Below are 19674 nucleotides of genomic sequence, written 5' to 3' on the forward strand. Positions count from 1 at the left end.
TAGTTTTACATTACATACTTTGATATAAGTGTCTTACCATACCCATCAACTAAAGAACTTCTCATACTCCTCTTCCTTGAAGCCTAATGTCACCTTTTCTCCATCAGTAAGTAATGGACGCTTGATCAGCATGCCATCAGAAGCAAGAATATCAAGGAGTTCCTCATCAGAGGCAGTTTTCACCTTATCCTTTAACCCAAGTTCACGATACTTCATACCACTTGTGTTAAAAAACTTTTTAAGGTCTAAACCACTTTTTTTATACAGCTTCTCAAGCTCTTCTCGAGAAGGCGTATTTTCAACAATATGTACATCTTGATACGAAACATTGTGGGCATCTAGCCATTTCTTCGCATTACGGCATGTCCCACATTTCGGATACCAGTAAAAGGTTAATCCCATAATTTCACCTACCCCTGTAATGTTATCCATTTTGCTAAAGCTCTTTTCTCAAACTTTATTGCTTTGGAGCAAAAAAACAATATCTTTGTTGTCAATGATAATTAGTCGTAAATCATTTAGAAAAGAGCTTGCAAACTAGTTACGATGCACCAAATAGCTATTTCTACGTTAAAATCGGCAGTAGGATTTTAACAACACTCTTTACGAAAACAGCCTTAGCTAAAAGTTTCTATTTGCATAGTACCATATTGGAATAATCATCACAATGATTCACGAAAATTATAAAGCTCCCCTTGTAAAAGGGGAGCCTCGGAACATAATTTTTTTCTTACAGCACGTACTTTTCAGCATCAATAAGTTTTACAGAAGCTTCACGTTTTTTCGCAATCACATTTATTGGTGTGTGGCGAGTTAGCTTACGAAGGGTAGAAATCATCATGCGTAGCATATCTCCACTTTCAGCAGCAACTAATGTTTCTTTTGCATCTGCTTCAATTTTATTGAATGCTTCTTGGCAGAAGATTTGAGTGTAAAGAAGCTTTTGGTTGCTCTTTTCTAGGCCGTTCTTCGCAATCGCTTTTTCCGTACGAAGCACTGTAGATTCCATTGCATATACATTCGCCACAATATCAGCAATATTAACAAAGATTTCTTGTTCTTTTTCAACTTCTTTGCCGAATTTTTGAGCAGCTAAGCCCGCAGCAAGTAGGGCAATTTTCTTACCATTATTCACTAACATTTTTTCTTGCGCTAACGGCTCATCACCTGGCTCTTCAGGCATTAGCATCATCAATTCTTCTTGTAGCGCCATTGCCTTTTGGAATAATGGAAGTTCACCTTTTAGAGCTTTCTTCAAATATGTTCCAAGCACTAGTAAACGGTTAATTTCATTTGTTCCTTCGAAAATACGGTTGATACGAGAATCACGGTACGCACGCGCAATTTCATATTCCTCCATGAAGCCGTAACCGCCGTGTAATTGAACACCTTCATCCACAACATAGTCAAGAACTTCTGTGTTGAAGAACTTACCTAATGAGCACTCAATTGCGTACTCAGCGATTGAAGCAGCAACAGCTTTTCCACCGTTAACCTCTTCTTCAGTCAGTTTGCTCATACGCTCTTCAAATAATCCAACCGTACGATAAATGGAGCTTTCAGCCGCATATAGCTTGGAAGCCATAGTAGCAATCTTCTCTTTTGTTAAGTTAAAAGAAGATAGCGGTGTTTTGAATTGTTGACGTTGGTTTGTGTATGGAATCGTTACTTCTAAAGCACGTTTCGCTCCACCAAGAGCACCAACCCCTAACTTGTAACGACCGATGTTCAAGATATTAAAGGCAATGATATGACCTCTGCCAATTTCACCTAAAAGGTTTTCCACAGGTACCTGTGCATCCTGAAGAATCAATGTACGAGTAGATGAACTCTTAATCCCCATCTTATCTTCTTCCGCACCAGTAGAAACTCCTGGGAATTCTCTTTCGACGATAAATGCAGAGAATTTATCTCCATCAATTTTTGCATAAACTACGAATACATCAGCAAATCCAGCGTTTGTGATCCACTGTTTTTCTCCATTTAACACATAATGAGTACCAGCTGAATTTAATTTCGCTACAGTTTTTGCGCCTAGTGCATCTGATCCGGAGCTTGGCTCTGTTAATGCGTAAGCTGCAATCTTTTCACCAGTTGCAAGTTCTGGAAGATATTTTTGCTTTTGGTCTTCGTTTCCGAATAACACGATTGGAAGTGATCCAATTCCTACGTGTGCTCCGTGTGTGATTCCGAAACCACCAGCAATCGCCATTTTTTCAGCAATAAGGGCTGAGCTTACTTTATCTAATGCAAGACCGCCGTACTCTTCAGGTACGTCTGCACCAAGAAGTCCTAATTCTCCTGCTGATTTTAATAGCTTTACAGAACGATCGAATTCATGCTTTTCAAGATAAGGTACTTCAGGTAATACTTCATTGACAACATAATCCTCTGTTGTTTTTGCAATCATTACTTGCTCATCAGAAAAATCCTCTGGTGTGAATACTTGATCGTAGTTCACGTCTTCAATTAGAAAGCTTCCACCTTTAATTAGGTTTTCAGTTTGATTTGACATGTGATTATTCCTCCATTCTATTTAGGAGGGGAGCAAGAATCACTCCCCTAAAATTTGACTACAATAATTCAAATACTCCAGCTGCACCCATTCCTCCACCAATACACATCGTGACCACACCAAATTGTTGGTTACGACGTTTCATTTCGTGAATGAGAGATAGCGTTAATTTTGCACCTGTACAGCCAAGTGGATGGCCAAGTGCAATGGCGCCTCCATTGACGTTCACTTTTTCTTCATCTAAGCCAAGCTCTCGAATAACTTGAAGAGATTGAGAAGCAAATGCTTCATTTAACTCAAATAAGCCAATATCAGATAGCTCTAATCCAGCAAGCTTCAACGCTTTTGGAATCGCTACAACAGGACCAACACCCATGATTTCAGGTGGTACGCCACCAACGGCAAAGGATCTGAACTTCACGAGAGGAGTTAAGCCTTGTGCTTCAGCTTTTTCTCGATCCATCACTAAAACCGCCGCTGCTCCATCACTTGTTTGTGAAGAGTTCCCTGCTGTAACAGAACCTGTAACAGAAAAGGCTGGGCGAAGCTTCGCTAGTGTTTCAACTGTAGAATCAGCACGGACACCTTCGTCTTGGCTGAATAAAAATGTTTTTTCTACAAGCTTGTTGTTACTGTCCACATAACGATTCGTTACTTCAACAGGAACAATTTCATCCACAAATTTTCCTTCTTGAATGGCTCTAGCTGCCTTTTGATGACTGCGTACAGCAAAAGCATCTTGGTCCTCGCGGGAAATTCCATACTTCTTCGCCACTTCTTCAGCTGTATGTCCCATACCCATGTAGTACTCAGGCGCAGTTTCAGCCAATTTTGCATTTGGACGAACCACATGCCCCATCATTGGTACCATACTCATGGATTCGGCTCCACCAGCTAGGATAGTGTCTGCATGACCGATCATAATTTTTTCAGCAGCATAAGCAATCGTTTGAAGGCCTGATGAACAATAACGATTCACCGTTACTGCCGGTACTGTGTTAGGAAGTCCAGCAAGTGCCCCGATATTGCGGGCCATATTCAAACCTTGCTCCGCTTCTGGCATCGCACACCCAATTATCAAATCATCGATATTTCCTTCATAATTGCCCGCTCTTTTTAACGTTTCCTTAACCACAAGAGCCCCTAAATCGTCTGGTCGTACATTCGCAAGTGAGCCCTTTTTCGCTTTTCCGACCGGAGTACGGGCTCCTGCTACGATTACCGCTTCTCTCATCTCATTCCCTCTCTTTCATTCATATTACGAAACTATCTATCTATAGACTGTGAATACACCTATTTATATGAAATTCTTTTATGATTATAGGCATTAATTAGTTGCGCAATGGCTTTCCTTTTAAAAGCATATGCTGCATACGTTGCTGAGATTTCGGCTCTGCCACTAGGCTTAAGAAAGCTTCTCTCTCTAAATCTAGCAAATATTGCTCATCTACTTCTGTGCCATATGGAACCTTTCCACCTGCAATTACATACGCAAGCTTCTTCGCAATTTTCATGTCATGCTCCGAAATATAGCCTGAGTAGAGCATTGCTTGTGCCCTTAGTAATAACGTTGCGTAACCAGGTTCGCCAACAACTGGTACTTTCTTACGTACTGGCGGTGTATACCCTTGCTCAGAAAGGGCTAAAACGGCTTGCTTAGCATCATAAATTTGATGGTCACCGTTTACACTGATTCCATCAGCCTTGTTTAAGAAGTTGTTATCCCGTGCTTCCTCACCAGAAGTAGAGACCTTCGCCATCGCAATCGTTTCAAATACAGCGTTCGCTACCTTTTGAAGATCAAATTCAACTCCATTTGGCAGGCTGTTCAAATGCTTGATATAAAGCTCTTTGTTTCCGCCTCCACCAGGAATTAGACCAACTCCTGCTTCAACAAGACCCATATACGTTTCAGACGAAGCTTGGATATGTGCAGTAGGAAGACATACTTCTGCTCCTCCACCGAGTGTCATGCCAAACGGCGCGGCCACAACTGGTTTACTGCTGTACTTAATTTTTAAGCTCGCTTGTTGGAAATGGCGAACAACCATATCAAGTTCAAATACATCGTCCTGTGCTTCCATTAGGATCATCGCTAGATTCGCACCTACACAGAAATTCTTGCCTTGGTTTCCAATCACTAGCCCTTTGTAGTTCTTTTCCACTTCATCAATAGCAAAGTTAATCATCTGCAAAATGTCCAAGCCGATTGCATTGCTCTTTGAATGGAATTCAAGTAACGCTACGCCATCGCCAATATCAATTAAGCTCGCACCAGTGTTCTTTTTAATGACACCTTTTTGCTTTTTGATTTTTGCCAGATTCATAACCTTTGGATTTTCTTCTACTAATTTATACTCACCATTTTGGTAGAAATATAAGTCTCCATTCTCTTCTTCCTTATAAAAAGAAGTAAAGCCCTTGGCAAGCATATCTTTCACCCAAGCAGGAACGGTTAAGCCTTGTTCTTCCATTTTTTGCACGGATTTCTCAACGCCAATCGCATCCCATGCTTCAAATGGACCTTGCTGCCAACCGAAACCCCACTTCATCGCCCGGTCGATTGCAACGACATCGTCTGCAATTTGCCCAAGGAGGTCTGCTGAGTATACTAATACTGGACTATAAATACTCCATAAAAGCTCTCCTGCGCGATCTTTTGCATAAACAAGCGCTTTCAATTTATTCGCTACGCCTTTTGTTTGCTTTGCTAATTCAATTGACGGTGCTTGCAGTTTTTTCCGTGGTCCATATTCTAGTGTTGCTGGATCTAATTCGAGAATTTCTTTTCCTTGCTTCAAGAAAAATCCTTGGCCAGACTTGCTTCCTAACCAGCCATTTTCGATCATTTTCTGAAGAAAGGTTGGAATTTCAAATACTTCTTTTTCTGCTCCCTCTACTTGGTCGTACACATTTTTTGCCACGTGAGCAAATGTATCAAGACCGACTACATCAAGGGTTCTAAAGGTTGCACTCTTCGCTCTTCCAATTAGTGGACCCGTCACAGAATCTACTTCACCGACACTGTAGCCACCTTTTATCATTTCGCGAACAGTCACGAGTAACCCATACGTACCGATGCGGTTCGCAATAAAGTTCGGAGTATCCTTTGCCTCAACAACACCTTTGCCAAGAACGTCTTCGCCAAATGTTTTCATAAAAGAAAGAACTTCAGTATCTGTATGCTTTGTCGGAATCACTTCTAATAGTTTCAAGTAGCGTGGTGGATTGAAGAAGTGCGTTCCTAGGAAATGCTTTTGGAAGTCCTCAGAGCGACCTTCTACCATCGCTTCAACAGAAATCCCTGATGTGTTGGAGCTGATGATGCTTCCAGGTTTACGGTACTTATCAACCTTTTCAAAAATCTGCTTTTTGATTGCAAGATTTTCAACAACGACTTCGATTACCCAGTCCACATCTTTTAAGAGCACAAGGTCATCTTCAAAGTTCCCTGCTTGAATAAGGGTAAGATTCTTCTTTGAAGTAAGTGGTGCAGGTTTTTGCTTTAATAGTTTTTGAATAGCTGTTTCACTAATTCGATTACGTACTTGCTTATCTTCTAGGGTTAACCCTTTTACTTTTTCGGCATCTGTTAATTCACGAGGTACGATATCCAATAACAAGGTTGGGATTCCAATGTTTGCTAAATGCGCGGCAATCCCAGAACCCATGACACCAGAGCCCAAAACTGCTGCTTTTTTGATTTGTTGGACCAATGACTTCTCCTCCTTTTATTTTTGAATGAATACTCATTCATTTTTGTGATAAAAAAATTTTTGGCATAAATTTTATTTCATGACTTCACTTCAAAAAAGGACATCATGAAACATTCTAGATAATCTCATCATAAAATATTTAGACTTTTTCCGCAATAAATTTTTTGAAAATTTTCTTGATTCATAAGTCCATGCTAATTAGGAAATGTTATAGGTGTTACTTTGTATTTGGAGGTGTTCAAATGAGTAAAAAACAGAAAGATCCATCCAAGGCAGGAGTCAGTGCCGCTAGTGTGGAAGGCAATGCAGGTCCAGGAGCTGAAAAGGCACATAAGGATAAAAAGAACAGCCAGAACGATCAATTTAAACGCTAAAGATTAAATCAGAGATTTTTGCTCAAGATCGCCCTTCCCTCATCCAAGGGGGTCCACATCTTTAATCATTTAGATACCGCTCATATTTCGGAGAGTCCGTTTAGACAACGGGCTCTTGTCTTTTTTTCAAGCAAGAATTCGGATAATCATACCAAAAAAGGAAACAATATGGGTAGCTTTTTGGATAAGGGGACCTGTTCCAATGAAAATTCCATTCAAGAAAAAGAACACTGAAAAAGAAGCCCTAGTAAAAGTCTTGTCCAAATCTAATGATTACAGGCATCTTCATTTTACAAACGAAAAAACAAAAGTTGAGTTTTATTTAACTTTCATCGCAAGCCTCACCGATGAAAAAATCATTCACAAAGAGGCTCTTCCCTATTTGCTACATGGGGAGCTTTACCACCTTGATGATGTTCCAGAATTGATTCCCATTGCTGAAACAGAGATTTCTACGAATGCAAAAGATATTGAAAATAAACTGTTTAATGGTAATGTTCTTGTCCAAGTCGTGGGAAACGAGGAACAATTGTGTTTCTTTTCTGCGCAAAGAGAAGTAGGAAGAAACATTGGTATACCTGAGGTCGAATTTAGCGTCATTGGACCGAAGGAAGCCTTTGTCGAATCAATGAAACAAAATCTGAATCTTGTCAGAAAAAAAATTCCTGTAAAAGAGCTGATTATTGAAGAATTAACGATCGGAAAAGTGTCAAAAACAAAAGTCGCGATCATTTATCTTGAAGAGATTACCAATCAAGAAAATGTAAATACGGTACGCCAACGGTTACAGGATATTGACATTGACGGAATTACGGATAGTTCCTTTATTGTTCAAATCATCTCAGATAATCAAAATTCTCCATTTCCACAGATATTGGATACCGAAAGGCCGGATCGTGTAACCGCGGGTATTATTGAAGGAAAAGTAGCCATCATCGTTGACGGTTCACCCCACGCTTTAATCGGACCAACGACGTTAGTAGAATTGTTCAGTTCTTTTGAAGATTATTTTCTTAACTGGATCGTATCATCCTTTTTCCGATTGATTCGCCTTTTTGCCGTAACCTTTTCCATTTTGGTAACACCGATTTATGTGGCAACGTTAAGTTATCATTATGAGCTTATCCCTCGGGATCTATTGAGTGCATTGGTTGCGTCTCGACGAGCGATTCCTTTTCCACCGATACTTGAGGCACTTTTTCTTGAGTTAACGATTGAACTATTGCGAGAAGCCGGAGCTAGACTACCGACCAAGGTCGGCCAAACAATCGGTATCGTAGGAGGGATTGTTATTGGAACAGCAAGCGTAGAGGCTGGTTTAACAAGCAATGTCCTCTTGATTATCATTGCCTTAGCTGCCCTTGCCTCTTTTACAACCCCTGTGTATAGAATGGGTAATACAATTCGTCTACTGCGGTTTCCATTTCTATTATTTGCAGAGTTGTGGGGATTGGTTGGGATAGTATTATCTTTTTGTATCATGTTGACTCATCTTATCCGCTTAACCTCCCTCGGGAGACCCTATTTAGAACCCTTATATCCACCGAGGGGACAGGATATGAAGGATGCTCTTGTGAGGCTGTCATTTAAAAACCAAGCCAAACGCCCAGTTTTTTTACGTTCGAAGCAACCGGCACGATTGAATGAAAGAGATGCTAAACAGAAACAAGATATCGATGAATAGAGGTTTTGCATCATGAGTATAAGCATTCCTGAAAACAAAAAAATCTCTCCTTTTCTCGTCTTCTTTGTCGTGCAAAAGATGCAATTCGGGATCGGTATTTTAGGGTTTCAAAGAATTATCGCCAAAAACGCTGGGCACGATGCCTGGATATCGATTATCCTTGTCGGAATAGGTGTCCATATCGTGTTATGGGCTCTTTTTAAAATGTTAGAAACCGTAAATGGCGATATGATTTCCATCCATACATTTGTCTTTGGCAAAATCGTCAGTAAAATATTCGGCATTTTTTTTATTCTCTACTACCTCTTGTTAACAGTGACCGTCATTCGAACCTATGTGGAAATTATTCAAGTATGGATGTTTACTGACTTAGCGACCTTTTGGTTTTCCTTAGTCCTTCTCAGTGTAGTTGTCTACATTATTTTTGGAGGCTTCAGAACGGTAACAGGGATGGCTTTTTTCGGGATTGTCCTCCCCTTCTACGTATTTGCACTTTTTTTATTCACATTACCATATGCCGAATTTAATAACCTGCTTCCAATCTTAGATCATTCTATTTCCGATATTCTTTTAGGTAGTAAAAATATGTCCCTTACTGTATTAGGGTTTGAGTCTCTACTGATCTTTTATCCTTTTATAAAGGATCCAAAAAAATCGAAAAAATGGGCTCACCTGGCTGTTTTTTCCACAACTATGATTTGTCTATACCTGGCCATTCTGACATTTGCATATTTTCCAGAAAACCAACTGCAAAAAAACATTTGGCCAACCTTAACGATGTGGAAAATCATTATGATGCCGTTTGTGGAGAGATTTGAGTATATTGGCATTGCCAATTGGTGCTTAATTATTTTGCCGAATGCTAGTATCGCCTTATGGTGCTCTAGCCGTATCGTTAAAAGATTATTTTCGATTAAACAAAGAACAACTGTCCCCATTTTAGCTATCATTTGTTTAATCGCGACTAGCTTTCTATTCACTCGTAAACAGGTTAATCTTCTGAGTGACATGGTTGGACAAGTTGGGTTCTACCTTAATTTCATCTATTTTCCATTATTACTGGTAGCTACCTTGATTGCGAAGAAGGTGAAAAAAAATGAAGTTGGTTCATAAAATCATCATTTTGACATCTATCGCATTTTTGTTAAACGGATGCGTCAAGAAAGAAATATTAGATGATATTAATCTCATTGAGGCAATTGGATTCGATTATGCAGGAGAGGGTATGACGAGCGGGACAATTCTTTATCCCATTTACCAACCGGATCAACCTCCTGAAAACAAAACATTGACGGCGAAAGCACTGATTAAAAAATCAATCCTACAGGATATTCAGCTTCAGTCAGCCAACCCAATCGTAACGGGAAGTATGGAGGCTGTCTTATTCGCAAAAGAACTGGCTAGTAAAGATGGAGTTCTCGAATTAATTGATGCCTTTCAACGTGACCCTGGCGTGGGATCAGGACTTTATTTAGCGGTTGTTGATGGAGAGGCAAGAGAGCTGATGGAAGGCAATTATGGAGTTAGAGGCAACGCTACTTTTATCTCCAATTTATTAGAGAATAATATTGATAATGAGGATCTTCCAAAAACCAATTTGCAAAAATTCCTCTTTTCTTATTATCAAGAGGGACAAACTCCTTTTATGCCACAGTTAAAGAAAATATCAGATGAAAAGATTGAGTTAAACGGAATTTGTTTTTTTAAACACGGGAAAGTCGTTGAAACCATTAACCCGGACCAAATGTTCTTCTTCCGCCTTCTCGTAGATAAATACAGCAATGGATTACATCGGGTGCAAACTAAGGACGGGGAAGCGGCAATCCGAAGTATTCGTTCTACCCATAATTTTGATTTGAGTCAACATTCTCCGTTGGAGATCACTGTAAAAATAAAAGTTCAAGGAATCGTCAATGAGTACACAGGAAATGAAGTGAGGCCAGATCAGATTAAACTATTAGAAAAAGCCTTTACAGAAGAAATAAAAGAACAAAGTACAAAATTAGTTGAAATTTTTAAAGAGAAACAAATTGATCCAGTTGGATTTGGTCATTTCGTCAAGACACGGACGAGAAATTATGATTTGTCTAAATGGCTCGAGTCTGACTTGCAAAATCTTACAGTCAAGGTTGTGCCCCATGTAATGATTACAGAAGCTGGGGTGATTGAGTAAGAAGTTTTTTGAGGAGCGCTTATATGAATTTCTTTTGATTGACTACGATTGCTCGGTTTCAGCCAATCTTGGCATCAAACGGGGAGTATATGAAAATTTCTACTGATATGGTTCCTTTTTTCGGACAAAGCAAAAGAACGGGCATCCTAAGCGATGCCCGTTCCCTTATTTCTGGAAGCTCTAAAAACTTTACTCCGAAAACATGTATTTTTTATAGTGATAACGAATCGAAAAGATTAAGCTAATCGCTAGCATATTCCCCATCAACGCACTTCCTCCGTAGCTAATAAACGGCAGAGGAATACCTGTAATTGGAAGAACCCCAATCGTCATACCGATGTTCTGGAAGACGTGGAATGTAATCATGCTAATGACTCCTACACAAATATACGTGTAAAAAGAGTTTTTCGTTTCCATGCCTACTCTTGTGATGTGATAAATGAGCAAAAAGAATAAGCTGATTAAAACGCTTGAGCCGATAAAACCGAACTCTTCTCCAACGATACTAAAGATAAAATCCGTATGACTCTCAGGTAAATAAACCTCTCTCGTTCCGAAGCCTTTTCCACCCGTCTGACCTGAGCCTATGGCAAGAAGTGATTTCGTCAGTTGGTAACCAGTTGTACTGGAGTAATTATAAGGATCAAGCCAGGAATAAATACGGCCAAACTGATACTCTTTTACTCCTAGATATTTCTCTAACAAATCGGGCTTCCACAACACAAAATAAAAAATAACCGAGATCAGTGACACGCCAACCCCAAAGATTGGAACAAGGATTTTCCATGTGATTCCTGAAATAAAGACCATTCCAAGCATAATCGCAAGGAGTACCAAGGAAGTCCCTAAGTCAGGCTGCTGCATAACAAGCAACAGTGGTGCTCCTGTAACAATCCCGATTTTCAGAAGAAGCCATAAGTCTGTTTGGATCGTCTTATCCAACGTCTTCTCATGATGATCGACGATCGTTCTTGCCAATGCGAGAATTAAAAACACTTTTACAAATTCCGAAGGCTGTAGGGAACCTATACCTGGTGCTCGGAACCAACTTTTTGCCCCATTGATAACCGGTGCGATACTGTCCGGCGCCACAATCAAAAACGCAAGCAATGCTAAACCGAGCCCATATACATACCAGGATAGTTTTTTCAGTTGGTCTGAATCAAAGTTAATGACAGTAGCAATAATTCCGCCGCCAATAACATACCAAACAATTTGTTTTAGTAAAAAGTTTTCACCATACTGCCCTGTTGATTGGGCACTATATATCGAAATACAGCTTGCAACAAATAATAAAAACAAAATAAAGATTAAATTAAAGTCTAACTTGGAGGACGTATTCTTATCGGTAGTCATGATGAATTCTCCTTAAGGTCTTGTACAATACTTCATTATATTTTTTTAAGAAAGAAATCACAACTTTTTATAAAGTGTTGGTTATTTTTACAAAATATCTTCTAATTACATCGTCCCTAACCTGTTCCAAATTCGTTGGAACTTGCGGGATAGAATACCCAATATAAAGAGGTGTTGTCACAAAACGCGGGACAATTTTCGCGAATATTGCATTATCCACATGGTAAAAAAAGATGTTATAGCTATTCGCTCGAAAAATAAAATCGTTCAAAATATAGTGGGCTGCTACTTGGATATAGTTCGCAAAGGACTCAATTTGGTTGAGGTCCGTCATTTTTACATTAAATTCATAAAATCCAACTTTTGGCTCGGTTGATAGAGAAAAAACAACACCATTTTCCTCGTGAATTTCATTTCCTTCAAAAACGGAAGCTGTCACATTTTCCATATAGTCGATCGATTTCAATCCAACAAGTTGCATATGCGGATGGGCAATCGTTCCTCCGGATAAAGGGCCATGGTTCTTGAAAAATAGAACAGACTCAAAACGTCCACTTTTCTCCATTTCAAACCAGTGCTTAATAGCAAAGGTAAACAATTTTACTAAATGTTCCTTTGAGTACATCGAAAGCTCACTCGAACAATCATCCGTTTCAATTAAAACCGTTTGATAAGCATTTTCTAGCACTGGATACTTATTTTTCAAGAGAATAATAGAATCCTCTACAGCAATAATATCGGTAAGCTCTTCTCTCGCACAAAATGGACAACTTGTATTTTTATTGCGAATACTTTCCGGTTTCTGTACCCCTATTGATGTATTAAACAATAAATGTGTATCCTTCATTCCCTCACCCACTTTATTTTTCAGGTTAATAATATGATTATATTTTTTTCTTTATTGTATTGGATATTTTTCATTTTCGCGAGCTTTTCAATCCAAGTGCATAATGTGAACAACATGTGAACTCTTTAAACAAAACTAAACAAAACTTAACGAAAAGTAACTAAAGTCACAGTGCCTAAACAAAAAGTTTAGTAAGTTGGGAATGAGAAAAATGCTGGGGGGGCTTGTATTGCAAGAAGAAACCTATACACCAGATGAACTTGCCAAGTTATTTAAGATATCCAAGCATACGGTTTACGAGCTTATTAAACGAGGAGAGCTTCAAGCTTTTCGTGTAGGCAATAAGATGCGTATTGAAAAAACCGAGGTGGAACGATTTAAAAATCTCGATTCATCATCAGGAAAAAAACATGAGTATTCTACTAGTTTACAAATCGCTGGTAGTCATGATTTTTTAATTGAGCATTTAATCAAGTATGTAACGAAACAGGCAGATTTCCTAACGATTCAGCCTACTTATATTGGAAGTCTTGAGGGCTTGTTGATGCTCTATCGGGGAAGCTGTGATGTAGCGGCTCTTCATCTCCTTGACCCGTCATCGGGTGATTACAATCTTCCTTTTATTAAGATGTTCTTTGTTCATGAACCACTAACGGTTATTCGGTTAGCAAGTCGGGAACAGGGGCTCATGATCGCAAAAGGAAACCCAAAAGGTATTCAGGATTGCCGGGACTTAACACGTAAGGATATCACTTTTGTCAATCGGCAAAAGGGCTCTGGAACTAGGTTCTTATTGGACTATACATTGGCAAACGAGCATATAGCACCTTCTTCTATCAAAGGTTATGAAAATGAAGAATGGAATCATCTTTCCACAGCTTCACAAGTCAGTCGTGGAATTGCCGATACTGCTTTAGGCATACGTTCTGCAGCCGAACAGCTTAACTTGGACTTTATTCCAATTAAAAATGAGCAATTCGATTTAGTCCTTCGCTGGAACAAAAAGAATGAAGAAGCACTACAGCATTTACTCGATATTATCCAATTGACTAGCTTTGAAGAAAGCATTCGCAATCTTGAAGGCTATAACACAGAAGAATTTGGGAAAATCATTTTTGAGAAAAAATAGGAGGAATATCAAAATGAATTTTAAACGTTTATTATCAACATCCTTAATCGCATTCTTACTCCTATTCCTAGCAGCATGTGGGAATACAGACAGCAACAAGACTAAAGAAGCAGAGAAAGCTACTGCAGCAACAGAAGAACAGGTAGAAGTCACTGACTTAATTTTAGCAACAACAACAAGTACGCAAGATAGTGGATTGCTTGATGAGCTTATACCAATGTTTGAAGAAAACTTCCCTTACAAAGTAAAAACTGTTGCCGTAGGTACTGGTCAAGCGCTGGAAATGGGTGTTAACGGAGAAGCTGATGTGCTTTTAACTCACGCTCCTGCTTCTGAGCAAGAACTCGTCGATAATGGCGATGTTCAAAATTATAAGCGTGTCATGTACAACGATTTTATCATCGTAGGTCCAAAAGCTGATCCTGCTGGTGTAAAAGGCCTTGCAATTAATGAAGCTTTCCAAAAATTGTTCGATAGCAGCGCTGTTTTTGCATCTCGTGGAGATGATTCTGGTACACATAAGAAAGAATTAGAAATTTGGAAATCAATCAATGTTACGCCAACAGAAAATGCTTCTTATTTAGAAACAGGGCAAGGAATGGGTAATACTCTACAAGTTGCTGCTGAAAAGCAAGGCTATGTCTTAACAGATAGAGCTACTTACTTAGCGCAAAAAGCAAACTATCCAGATATGGACATTGCCATTGAAGGTGACGATGCTTTATTAAATATTTATCATGTCATGGAAGTTGATCCTGCTAAAAATGAACAAATCAATAATGACGGCGCGAAAGCATTTGTTGAATTTATCGTAGACGAGGATACACAAAACTTCATTGAAGAGTTTGGTAAAGAAGAATACGGAGAATCCTTGTTCTATAAATATACAGAGTAATAGTTACAAAAATGCTTAGTGTAATAATAATGCTAGGCTTTTTTTGAAAAACCAAAAAACATTTGAACTTTGATTAAAAAAGAGAGTTGAAGACCGATGGACTTACTACTTAATGGATTAAGACGCGCAATGGAAATGCTTGCTTCTGGTGATCCAGAAATCTATGAAATTACATGGAGAACCCTACGTATTTCTTTGACAGCAATCTTGATTAGTACTCTCATAGGAATTCCGCTTGGCATTCTTTTTGGGCTAACCAAGTTTCCTGGAAGAAAGCTACTATTAGTATTCATTAATATTGGCATGGGTCTGCCTCCCGTTGTCGCAGGTCTTTGGATTACCATCTTCCTATGGCGGGCAGGTCCACTCGGACACCTCTCTCTTTTATATACTCCGATAGCTATCGTCATGGCCCAAGTGCTTGTATCCTTGCCGATATTAATCGGGCTCACCTCAAGCGCTTTTCAGGAAATTGATGAAAAAATGCTGATGCAAATTCGGGCATTAGGGGCGACCAAGCTGCAAATGTTGAAAATTTTACTGTTGGAAACAAAGGTTGCTATTCTAGCAGCTGTCATTGCTGGCTTTGGTAGAGTCATCGCTGAGGTTGGAGCTGCGATGATGGTTGGTGGTAACATCCGAGGAGATACACGAATTTTAACGACTTCAATCGTGATGGAGGTTTCCAAAGGGAATTTTGATGTTGCCTTTGCCCTTTCCTTCATTATTATGACATTAGCCTTTATTGTGACATTTTGCTTAACGTTCCTGCAACAAAGGAGTCGAAAAATATGAGTACACTACTAAAATTAGAAAATATGACCTATGGTGTTCAGGATAGAACCATTCTTCAGATCCCTTCTCTCTCGATTGAACAAGGAGAAATCATTGGGATTATGGGTCCAAATGGAGCTGGAAAAAGTACTCTATTAAAAATTTTATCTCTACTCGATTCCCCAAGAGATGGTTCTCTATTTTTTAAGGATACGAAGCTCTCTGCCCATAAGGTCACGATCGAAATGAAGCGAAAATTTGCGATAGCCTTACAACAATCCTTATTACTAAACACATCAGTCTATCAAAATGTGGCCCTCGGTTTAAAAATTCGCAAGCTACCGAAGAGAGAAATTAACGAGAAGGTCGAATACTGGCTAAACAAATTTAATATTGCTCACCTTGCCAAAAAGCATGCTTATCATTTATCTGGTGGAGAAGCTCAAAGGGTCAATCTTGCAAGAGCAATGGTGATCGAGCCTGAAGTATTGTTTTTAGATGAACCATTTTCTGCCCTCGATTTCCCTACAAAGGTGCAGCTTCTGAAAGAATTGAAGGAGATTTTAAAAGCAACCGAAACAACGACAGTATTTGTTAGTCATGACCTATTAGAAATAAAGTACCTTACCGATAGACTTGCCATACTTATGGATGGGGAAATCAAGCAATTAGGGAACACCTTAGATGTAATTGAACATCCAAACGAAATCACTGCTCCCTTTATCCAGGAGTGGAAGGAATTTATCCTTTAAGTTAAGAAACGTGAGCCCCAAATAAAAAAGAAGAGTAGCATGTGAAGTGAACATGCTACTTTATATATATAGGAGGTTTGGGTTGTTTGGGTTACTAACATACGGGAAAAATTACGTTTTGGCTATGCCTCAACTGGGTATAAGATTAAAGAATATCCACTTGGATAAGGATAGCGATTAATAATTGAAGTAATAATTGGATAGATACTGCTACGTCTGTGTCAGTAGTTGATACTTCGATATCACGGGAGTTTTCAATGCAAATTGTTTGACGATTAACTTGTTGGATTTGTGAGAATTGAAGTAAATCTTGTGTGATTGATTCAGCTTGTTCATCATCTGCAATTGTGATGTTGATGACAAGTGCAATCGCGATTTGGATAGCTGCTTGAATAGAAACTGCTACTTGAGTATCAGTTGTTGATACTTTAATGTCACAGCTGTCTTTAATGATAATACGTTCATTTGATCTTTGTTCAATATCTGAAACTTGGTCAGCATTTTGAAGAATAGCAGCTTCGTTATCAGAAAAAGGGAATTGGCTAGTTGGGTCTAGCGCGTTAAATCTTCTGAACTCGCCTCCAACATTGCCTCTTCCACATTGGCATGAACTGTGGCCGCATGTATTGCATCTGCTAGATCCGTATCTTTCATCTTGTACGTACTCTGTTCTTCCACCTAACATTCATATCTCTCCTTTGCTTCTTATTTTTTCTTTCTTACTTTGTCCCTTAAAGTTCTTCGGGTTCTTTTTGCTTTCTCAACTGTTTCTGGTGAAACTGATTCTTTTTTGGCTTGTGACCTGTTCACAAATTCATTTACTTGTTGTTCCAAGTTTTTGTATAGATTCCTGATTTGATCTTTATCCTCAGTTGAAAGTTCCCTTAACTTTAAGCCATCTTTTTTAAATACATCCTTTACACGCATTCCAAGTAGTGCTTTGGACACCTCTTGCATTTTGTCATTCATTTCTCCCAACCATCTCACCCCCTTGAGCGCTTATATTAATTCATATGCCGATGCCCCACTACGGTTGTGGGCTCTTCCACTAGTCCACATAGAAAAGGCGTTTGCACGATGGAAAAACGCCCTTAGTTCAATCTCCATGATTCACTTCTAACCAGCGAGATAGTCCAATATATATATAAAGTACATACAAGCAATTGATCTACTTTTGCCTCGGAAAGAAATGGAGGAATTCTATTGCATAATAGAATGAATTTTTTCCCTTATTTTAATGGTTGGTTTTTTGGAATTATCTTCACGTTAATCATCGCTGGACTCATCTCTACCTACTCCCGCCCACTTACTCCTGGACAACTAAAAGATTGGTCCGATGAAGTCACAACAAATGATTTACTCGTTCGCATCCTCCAGACGGAGAATCACTATTTTTATCATGGAACAGAAGAAAATTGGCCTTACTCATTTTCCGATCTTGCCTTCGCATTCTTTGCCAATGTTAAACCAACTGATATCCGTACCTTTCTCGGGAGAGAGCTCCCTGGCTACTCTATTTTTGATACAGAAATTGTCGTGGCTGGGGAAGGCACCGATTTCACTACTTTACCAATCGAATCCGCACCACCTATGGAAGTTTTATTAAAAGAACGAGAAATTGCGGAAGAGAGATTACAAGCCGAAGAAAATGAGCCAACTCCAATTGCACCTGGAAAAAGACCTGTCCTCATTTACCACACGCATAGCTGGGAATCATTTATGCCTTTACTAAAGGGTGTTACTGAACCTGTTAATGCAGTAAGTTCTAATGACAAGGTGAATATAGTCGGTGTAGGCGGGATGCTTGCTGATGCACTGAATCAAAGAGGAATTGGTACGGTGCACGATACAACGAATATGACGGAAAAATTGTTTGAGAACAATTTAGACTACTATGACTCTTATACTCTGTCTCGTAAAATCGTACAGGAAGCAATGGCGACCAATAGCGACTTGAATTTTCTCATTGATATTCATCGTGATGCATCTGAGAAAGATATAACAACGAAAGTGATTAATGGAAAATCCTATGCCAAACTGTTTTTTGTTGTAGGTAAGGAGCATAAAAATTATGAACAAAATCTTCAAATCGCGATGGAGCTCGATAAGAAATTAAAGGAAAAATACCCAGGCATAAGCCGAGGCGTTTTAAAGAAAGGAAAAAATGAAGGAAATGGGATATACAATCAAGACCTTTCCGATCGCGCCTTGTTAGTCGAATTTGGAGGAGTAGAGAATGAATGGTCAGAGCTGCAACACAGTGTCGAAGCCTTTGCAGATATTTTTAGCGCATACTACTTTGAAGCTGAAGCTGTCAACGGGACCCCTTAGAAAGATTTCCTTCTTTCCAGTATACTAGAGGAAAAAAAAGCTGGTGACAAAAATGAAATATGCGATTATAACAGGCGCTTCAAAAGGGTTAGGTGCAGCAATATCCACAAGATTAATAAACGAAGAGTTTGGCATCTTTTCTGTCTCAAGAAAAGAAAATGAGGATTTACGGAAGCTTGCAGAGGATAAGAAGCTATTTTATGCTCATTTTCGATGTGATTTTTCAGATCCAAAAAGCATTGAAATAACTTTTACTGAGATTGTGAGAAAATTAAGCGGTACGAATGAGTTATGGGTATTTAACAACGCAGGGGTTGTGGAGCCGATTGAAACAGTTGGCAAGCTCGCTCCCGAGTCTGTCGTGCAAAATCTTAACATTAATTTCCTTGCCCCTATTCTTATCACTAACCTTTTGACACAACGCTTAGCGAAATCTAAAGTAACTTTTATTAATGTAACATCAGGTGCAGCAGAACGTCCTATCCATGGCTGGAGCATATACTGTAGTACAAAAGCAGCTGTGAACATGTTTACTCAAGCAGGAGCACTAGAGCAAGAAACCTCTAATGGAAATCACGTTATGATTGGATTCAGCCCTGGCATTATGGACACAGATATGCAGCAGACGATTCGTTCCTCTTCTAAGGAAGCCTTTCATGATATTGAAAAGTTTAAGAGCTATAAGGAAGAAGGACATTTGCGTAGTGCTGATACTGTAGCGAATGCACTAATCGATTTATTACTTTCAGGGAAAGTAGTAAATGGCGAAATCTATCATATGAATAAATTAATTTAGATTTCCATGAATAAATCTCTCAAAGGCGGTAATACTATTAACACAAGTGTAATTCCCCCTTTTTCTGGACCTCTTAATTGAGAGGTCTTTTTTTTGCATAATTCAAGAACGTAAATGACAAAATAAAGAAAAAAGGAGTTATGCAGATGACCAAAAAATATAACAAGGGAAGTAAAAATCAAAACGCACCTGATACAGAATTCTCTCAAGAAATAAGTGGAGATAATAGCAAAGGAAACAAAAGAAATAAGGATAAGAAGTCAAAAACAGACGTAAAGAAAACTCGACCATAATTTTGGTCGAGTTCTTTATTTTATAGGGAAAGGGATACT

Annotated in this window: 19 protein-coding genes; 11 read left to right on the plus strand and 8 right to left on the minus strand. The window is 39.0% G+C overall.

Annotated elements, in window-relative coordinates:
• Nucleotides 1-45: 45 nt before the first annotated feature.
• The 4 genes from FAR12_RS00770 to FAR12_RS00785 all read right to left on the minus strand — a co-directional run bounded on the left by FAR12_RS00770 (nt 46) and on the right by FAR12_RS00785 (nt 6231).
• A complete protein-coding gene (locus tag FAR12_RS00770) occupies nt 46-402 on the minus strand; it encodes an arsenate reductase family protein (protein WP_126405756.1) in 357 nt (118 codons plus the stop codon).
• A gap of 328 nt (nt 403-730) precedes the next feature.
• Nucleotides 731-2515 (minus strand): acyl-CoA dehydrogenase family protein, encoded by a 1785-nt coding sequence (locus tag FAR12_RS00775; RefSeq protein ID WP_126405331.1) that lies wholly within the window; start codon nt 2513-2515, stop codon nt 731-733.
• A gap of 58 nt (nt 2516-2573) precedes the next feature.
• Nucleotides 2574-3749 carry an acetyl-CoA C-acetyltransferase gene (locus FAR12_RS00780; RefSeq protein WP_126405332.1) on the minus strand — a complete coding sequence of 392 codons (1176 nt, stop codon included), beginning with the start codon at nt 3747-3749 and terminating at the stop codon, nt 2574-2576.
• Nucleotides 3750-3846: 97 nt separating this feature from the next.
• Nucleotides 3847-6231 (minus strand): 3-hydroxyacyl-CoA dehydrogenase/enoyl-CoA hydratase family protein, encoded by a 2385-nt coding sequence (locus FAR12_RS00785; RefSeq protein WP_126405333.1) that lies wholly within the window; start codon nt 6229-6231, stop codon nt 3847-3849.
• Nucleotides 6232-6473: 242 nt separating this feature from the next.
• On the opposite strand from FAR12_RS00785, the gene FAR12_RS00790 reads away from it, so the two are divergent.
• The 4 genes from FAR12_RS00790 to FAR12_RS00805 all read left to right on the plus strand — a co-directional run bounded on the left by FAR12_RS00790 (nt 6474) and on the right by FAR12_RS00805 (nt 10462).
• Nucleotides 6474-6605 carry a YuzL family protein gene (locus tag FAR12_RS00790; RefSeq protein WP_126405334.1) on the plus strand — a complete coding sequence of 44 codons (132 nt, stop codon included), beginning with the start codon at nt 6474-6476 and terminating at the stop codon, nt 6603-6605.
• Nucleotides 6606-6807: 202 nt separating this feature from the next.
• The gene (locus tag FAR12_RS00795; RefSeq protein ID WP_126405335.1) at nt 6808-8289 is read left to right on the plus strand and encodes a spore germination protein; all 1482 of its coding nucleotides are present in this window, start codon (nt 6808-6810) and stop codon (nt 8287-8289) included.
• 12 nt (nt 8290-8301) lie between these two features.
• Nucleotides 8302-9402, plus strand: a complete 1101-nt coding sequence (locus tag FAR12_RS00800; RefSeq protein WP_126405336.1) for a GerAB/ArcD/ProY family transporter — start codon at nt 8302-8304, stop codon at nt 9400-9402.
• Nucleotides 9386-10462, plus strand: coding sequence for a Ger(x)C family spore germination protein (locus tag FAR12_RS00805; RefSeq protein ID WP_126405337.1), 1077 nt, complete (start codon nt 9386-9388; stop codon nt 10460-10462). The genes FAR12_RS00800 and FAR12_RS00805 overlap by 17 nt, the downstream gene beginning before the upstream one ends.
• A 189-nt stretch (nt 10463-10651) precedes the next feature.
• On the opposite strand, the gene FAR12_RS00810 is transcribed toward FAR12_RS00805, so the two are convergent.
• Both FAR12_RS00810 and FAR12_RS00815 read right to left on the minus strand, forming a co-directional pair.
• Nucleotides 10652-11818, minus strand: coding sequence for an FtsW/RodA/SpoVE family cell cycle protein (locus tag FAR12_RS00810; protein ID WP_126405338.1), 1167 nt, complete (start codon nt 11816-11818; stop codon nt 10652-10654).
• 67 nt (nt 11819-11885) lie between these two features.
• Entirely contained in the window at nt 11886-12665 is a 780-nt protein-coding gene (locus FAR12_RS00815; RefSeq protein WP_126405339.1) for a DUF4931 domain-containing protein, read from the minus strand.
• 229 nt (nt 12666-12894) lie between these two features.
• Here FAR12_RS00815 and FAR12_RS00820 point away from each other — a divergent pair, with 229 nt between their 5' ends.
• The 4 genes from FAR12_RS00820 to FAR12_RS00835 all read left to right on the plus strand — a co-directional run bounded on the left by FAR12_RS00820 (nt 12895) and on the right by FAR12_RS00835 (nt 16215).
• Nucleotides 12895-13794 (plus strand): substrate-binding domain-containing protein, encoded by a 900-nt coding sequence (locus tag FAR12_RS00820; protein ID WP_126405340.1) that lies wholly within the window; start codon nt 12895-12897, stop codon nt 13792-13794.
• A gap of 13 nt (nt 13795-13807) precedes the next feature.
• A complete protein-coding gene (locus tag FAR12_RS00825; RefSeq protein ID WP_126405341.1) occupies nt 13808-14689 on the plus strand; it encodes an ABC transporter substrate-binding protein in 882 nt (293 codons plus the stop codon).
• A gap of 96 nt (nt 14690-14785) precedes the next feature.
• Entirely contained in the window at nt 14786-15484 is a 699-nt protein-coding gene (locus FAR12_RS00830) for an ABC transporter permease (RefSeq protein ID WP_126405342.1), read from the plus strand.
• Nucleotides 15481-16215, plus strand: a complete 735-nt coding sequence (locus FAR12_RS00835; RefSeq protein ID WP_126405343.1) for an ABC transporter ATP-binding protein — start codon at nt 15481-15483, stop codon at nt 16213-16215. The genes FAR12_RS00830 and FAR12_RS00835 overlap by 4 nt, the downstream gene beginning before the upstream one ends.
• Nucleotides 16216-16360: 145 nt before the next feature.
• Here FAR12_RS00835 and FAR12_RS00840 read toward each other — a convergent pair whose 3' ends face one another.
• Nucleotides 16361-16900 (minus strand): spore coat protein, encoded by a 540-nt coding sequence (locus FAR12_RS00840; RefSeq protein ID WP_126405344.1) that lies wholly within the window; start codon nt 16898-16900, stop codon nt 16361-16363.
• A 20-nt stretch (nt 16901-16920) separates the two neighbouring features.
• Complete coding sequence (locus FAR12_RS00845; protein WP_126405345.1) at nt 16921-17193, minus strand: hypothetical protein; 273 nt, start codon at nt 17191-17193, stop codon at nt 16921-16923.
• Between the two features lie 237 nt (nt 17194-17430).
• On the opposite strand from FAR12_RS00845, the gene spoIIP reads away from it, so the two are divergent.
• From spoIIP to FAR12_RS23180, 3 genes are all read left to right on the plus strand, one after another.
• On the plus strand, nt 17431-18546 hold the full coding sequence (spoIIP, locus tag FAR12_RS00850; RefSeq protein WP_126405758.1) for a stage II sporulation protein P: 1116 nt from the start codon (nt 17431-17433) through the stop codon (nt 18544-18546).
• 52 nt (nt 18547-18598) lie between these two features.
• Nucleotides 18599-19342 carry a (S)-benzoin forming benzil reductase gene (locus tag FAR12_RS00855; RefSeq protein ID WP_126405760.1) on the plus strand — a complete coding sequence of 248 codons (744 nt, stop codon included), beginning with the start codon at nt 18599-18601 and terminating at the stop codon, nt 19340-19342.
• A 146-nt stretch (nt 19343-19488) separates the two neighbouring features.
• A complete protein-coding gene (locus FAR12_RS23180; RefSeq protein WP_170972037.1) occupies nt 19489-19635 on the plus strand; it encodes a hypothetical protein in 147 nt (48 codons plus the stop codon).
• Nucleotides 19636-19674 lie beyond the last annotated feature (39 nt).

It is taken from the genome of Bacillus yapensis (assembly GCF_005280205.1).
GTDB lineage: Bacteria > Bacillota > Bacilli > Bacillales > Cytobacillaceae > Robertmurraya > Robertmurraya yapensis.

What these genes read in the sequence shown, in the direction of transcription:
- FAR12_RS00770 (WP_126405756.1), bottom strand. Translation starts at nt 402, where the DNA reads ATGGGATTAACCTTTTACTGGTATCCGAAATGTGGGACATGCCGTAAT.
- FAR12_RS00775 (WP_126405331.1), bottom strand. Translation starts at nt 2,515, where the DNA reads ATGTCAAATCAAACTGAAAACCTAATTAAAGGTGGAAGCTTTCTAATT.
- FAR12_RS00780 (WP_126405332.1), bottom strand. Translation starts at nt 3,749, where the DNA reads ATGAGAGAAGCGGTAATCGTAGCAGGAGCCCGTACTCCGGTCGGAAAA.
- FAR12_RS00790 (WP_126405334.1), top strand. Translation starts at nt 6,474, where the DNA reads ATGAGTAAAAAACAGAAAGATCCATCCAAGGCAGGAGTCAGTGCCGCT.
- FAR12_RS00795 (WP_126405335.1), top strand. Translation starts at nt 6,808, where the DNA reads ATGAAAATTCCATTCAAGAAAAAGAACACTGAAAAAGAAGCCCTAGTA.
- FAR12_RS00800 (WP_126405336.1), top strand. Translation starts at nt 8,302, where the DNA reads ATGAGTATAAGCATTCCTGAAAACAAAAAAATCTCTCCTTTTCTCGTC.
- FAR12_RS00805 (WP_126405337.1), top strand. Translation starts at nt 9,386, where the DNA reads ATGAAGTTGGTTCATAAAATCATCATTTTGACATCTATCGCATTTTTG.
- FAR12_RS00810 (WP_126405338.1), bottom strand. Translation starts at nt 11,818, where the DNA reads ATGACTACCGATAAGAATACGTCCTCCAAGTTAGACTTTAATTTAATC.
- FAR12_RS00815 (WP_126405339.1), bottom strand. Translation starts at nt 12,665, where the DNA reads ATGAAGGATACACATTTATTGTTTAATACATCAATAGGGGTACAGAAA.
- FAR12_RS00825 (WP_126405341.1), top strand. Translation starts at nt 13,808, where the DNA reads ATGAATTTTAAACGTTTATTATCAACATCCTTAATCGCATTCTTACTC.
- FAR12_RS00830 (WP_126405342.1), top strand. Translation starts at nt 14,786, where the DNA reads ATGGACTTACTACTTAATGGATTAAGACGCGCAATGGAAATGCTTGCT.
- FAR12_RS00835 (WP_126405343.1), top strand. Translation starts at nt 15,481, where the DNA reads ATGAGTACACTACTAAAATTAGAAAATATGACCTATGGTGTTCAGGAT.
- FAR12_RS00840 (WP_126405344.1), bottom strand. Translation starts at nt 16,900, where the DNA reads ATGTTAGGTGGAAGAACAGAGTACGTACAAGATGAAAGATACGGATCT.
- spoIIP (WP_126405758.1), top strand. Translation starts at nt 17,431, where the DNA reads ATGAATTTTTTCCCTTATTTTAATGGTTGGTTTTTTGGAATTATCTTC.
- FAR12_RS00855 (WP_126405760.1), top strand. Translation starts at nt 18,599, where the DNA reads ATGAAATATGCGATTATAACAGGCGCTTCAAAAGGGTTAGGTGCAGCA.
- FAR12_RS23180 (WP_170972037.1), top strand. Translation starts at nt 19,489, where the DNA reads ATGACCAAAAAATATAACAAGGGAAGTAAAAATCAAAACGCACCTGAT.